The 3,491-nt window shown below is 75.9% G+C and carries 2 protein-coding genes; both read left to right on the top strand.

Going from position 1 to position 3,491, the window contains the following annotated elements; all coding sequences use genetic code 11:
- The coding region (locus tag Q6969_RS14180) for a PD-(D/E)XK nuclease family protein (protein WP_317231018.1) at positions 1-929 on the top strand (929 nt) is incomplete at its 5' end.
- Positions 926-3,491 (top strand): ATP-dependent helicase (locus tag Q6969_RS14175; RefSeq protein ID WP_317231017.1); only part of this gene is annotated, 2,566 nt, incomplete at its 3' end. The genes Q6969_RS14180 and Q6969_RS14175, both read left to right, overlap by 4 nt.

Below are 3,491 nucleotides of genomic sequence, written 5' to 3'. Positions count from 1 at the left end.
CGGCCGACGCCACGCGGGAGCGGGGCCTCGCCGCCGCGTCGGCCCTCGCGCGCCTCGCCGCCGAGGGGGCGACCGGGGCGGATCCGGCCGAGTGGTACGGCCTGCGCGCCCCGTCCACCACGGAGCCGGTCGTCGACCTCTCCGATCCCGAGGCGCGCGTCCCCGTGTCCCCGTCGCGCCTGGAGGCGTTCGAGCGGTCCCCGCTGAACTGGTTCGTCGACCAGGCGTCCGGCGGGTCGACCAGCACCGCCATGGGCATCGGCACCATCGTGCACGCCGTCATGGAGGAGGCGAGCCTCGACCCGGACGCCGACCTCCGCCCCGCGGCCCTCGAGGTCCGGCTCGACGAGCGCTGGGGGGAGCTGCCCTTCGAGTCGCCGTGGGTGGGCGAGCGCGAGCGGCGCCACGCCGGCGAGCTCATCGCGGGCGTCAGCGGCTACCTCCGCGACTTCGCGGCCGACGGCGGGCGGATGCTCGCGGCCGAGGGGTCGTTCGAGCTGGAGGTGGGCGTCGCCCGCCTCCGCGGCATGATCGACCGGATCGAGCTCACGAAGGAGGGACGGGTGGTCATCGTCGACCTCAAGACCGGCCGGCACCACCCGTCGCGGGCCGAGATCCCCGCGCACGCGCAGCTCGGCTCCTACCAGCTCGCCTTCGTCGAGCGCTCGCTCGAGCAGGTGCCCGCGGACGCGCCCTCCGGCGGCGCCAAGCTCCTCTACGTCTCGGGCGGCGTCCGCGGCCTGCCCTACCGCGAGCTGCCGCAGGAGCCGCTGACCCGCGAGGAGCTCGACGGGTTCCGGGAGCGCATCGTCCACGCGGCCGAGGGCATGGCGGGGGCGTCCTTCGAGGGGACGCCGGACCTGGGGGAGCGGGATCCGGGGTCGGCCCGGCGGTACCGCATCCACCTCGTGCGGGCGGTGTCGGCATGAGCGGCGGGAACGACGCGAGCGGCGTGGTCGGAGCGGGCGCGGACGGCCTCGCGGACGCCCGCGGGGACCTCGCGCGTCGACCGGTGAGCGCCCACGCGATCGCGGAGACGCTCGGCCTGCCGAGCCCCACCGAGCAGCAGCGGCGCGTCATCGAGTCGCCGCTCGAGCCCGGGCTCGTCGTCGCGGGCGCCGGCAGCGGGAAGACCGAGACCATGGCGAGCCGGGTCGTCTGGCTCCTCGCGAACGGTCACATCGGGGTCGAGGAGATCCTCGGGCTCACCTTCACGCGGAAGGCCGCGGGGGAGCTCGGGGTGCGCATCCGCGCCCGCATCGAGCAGCTGCAGCAGGCGGGGCTCGCCGCCGCCCCGGCGGACGCCTTCGCGACGCCCACCGTGCAGACCTACAACGCCTTCGCGAACGGCATCTTCCGCGACAGCGCGACCCTCATCGGCCGTGAGGCGGAGTCGGTCGTGCTCACGGAGGCGTCGGCCTGGCAGCTGGCGCGCCGCCTCGTGGTCGAGAGCACGGACCCGCGGCTCCTGGAGCTCGGGCGGGGCGTGGATCCCATCACCCAGGCCGTCATCTCCCTCAGCCGGGCCATGAGCGAGAACGTGGCGGACCCGGCGGAGGTCGTGCGGCTCGCGCGGTCGTTCGTCGGCCTCGAGGAGCTGCCGTTCGGCTCCGCGCGGATCCGCAGGGCGCCGGCTGCCGAGGCCGTCGCCGCGGTCGGCGCGCTGCCGCCGCTCGTCGACCTCGCCATCGCGTTCCAGGAGGAGAAGACCCGCCGCGGGCTCGTGGAGTACAGCGACCAGGTGGCGTTCGCGCTCGCCATCTGCGAGCGGGTGCCGCAGGTCGTCCAGGAGCACCGGGCGCGGTTCCGCGTGGTGCTGCTCGACGAGTACCAGGACACCTCCGTCGTCCAGACCCGGCTCCTCTCCACGCTGTTCGGCGGCACGCCGGTGATGGCGGTGGGGGACCCGCACCAGTCCATCTACGGGTGGCGCGGCGCGAGCGCGGCGAACCTCGCCCGCTTCGGCGCCGACTTCGCGCCCGAGGGCGTCGCGGCGGCCGACGTGCCGGTCTACGCGCTCTCCACCAGCTGGCGGAACCCGGGCGCGGTCCTCGGCGCGGCGAACCGCATCGTCGAGCCGCTCACCGCGGCCTCCCGCATCCCCGTCGCGCGCCTCGAGCCCCGGCCCGACGCGGGGGACGGGCGCCTCGACTTCGCGTACGAGGAGACCGTGTCCGACGAGGCGGCGAGCGTCGCCGCGTGGTTCGCGGACCGGCTGCGGCAGCCGGGATCGGACGGCCGCCCCCGCTCCGCCGCGATGCTCTGCCGGTCCCTGAAGGGCGTCGAGCCCTTCACCACCGCGCTCGCGGACCGCGGCGTCCCCTTCCGCGTCCTGGGGCTCGGCGGCCTGCTCGACCAGCCCGCCGTCGTCGACCTCGTCTGCGTGCTCCGCGTGCTGCACGACCCCACCGCGGGCAGCGAGCTCGTGCGCCTCCTCACGGGCGCCCGCTGGCGCATCGGGACGAAGGACGTCCACGCGCTCTCCCGCATCGCGTCCTGGCTCATGGCGCGCGACCACGCGCAGCGGCCCCTCGAGGACGGGGTGCGCCAGGGCCTCCGCGCCTCGGTCGTGCCGGACGAGGTCGGATCCGTCGTCGACGCGCTCGACTTCGTGGTCGGCGCGCCCGAGGGCCACCGCGCGCTCGAGGGCCTCAGCCCGGAGGGCCTCAGGCGCCTGCGCGCCGCCGGCCGCCAGCTGCAGGTGCTCCGCTCGCGCGTCGGACTCGACCTGGTCGACCTCGTCACCGTGGTCCAGCAGGAGCTGCTGCTCGACATCGAGGTCGCCGCCAACGAGACGGACCCGCTCGGCCGGGCGAGCCTCGAGGCCTTCACCGAGCAGGTGGCCGGCTACCTCCAGGGCGACTCCGCGGGCACGCTCGGCCCGTTCCTCGCCTGGCTGGCGGAGGCGGAGCGACGCGACAACCTCGCGCCCCGGACGGAGGAGCCCGAGCCCGGGACGGTGCAGATCCTCACCATCCACGGCTCCAAGGGCCTCGAGTGGGACGTCGTCGCGGTGCCCCGCATGGTCGAGGGCGAGCTCCCGGGCACGCTGCGGGAGAAGAGGGGATGGGTCGCGTTCGGCGCGCTGCCGTTCGAGTTCCGCGGCGACTCGGCCGAGCTGCCCTCGCTCGCCTGGCGCGGCGTGGAGACGCAGAAGGAGTTCGCCGAGGCGATGGAGGCCTTCGGCGAGGAGCTCGAGGAGCGGAACGCGGCCGAGCAGCGGCGTCTCGCGTACGTGGCGATCACGCGCACGCGGTCCGACCTCCTCCTCACCGGCTCGTTCTGGTCCACCCAGCAGAAGCCCCGGTCTCCCGGCGCCTTCCTCCGCGAGATCCAGGAGGTCGGGCTCATCGCGCCCGACGCGCTCCCGGAGTCACCGGAGCTGGCGGAGAACCCGCTCGAGCCCGGGTCGGCGCGCATCGCGTGGCCGCTCCCGCCGCTCGGCCCCCGCGAGGCGCGGGTGCGGGCCGCCGCCGCGGCCGTCGCGGACG

The sequence above is a fragment of the Clavibacter sp. MX14-G9D genome (assembly GCF_032917815.1).
GTDB classification, from domain to species: Bacteria; Actinomycetota; Actinomycetes; order Actinomycetales; family Microbacteriaceae; genus Clavibacter; species Clavibacter michiganensis_K.
This window is presented reverse-complemented; position numbering and strand designations above follow the sequence as displayed.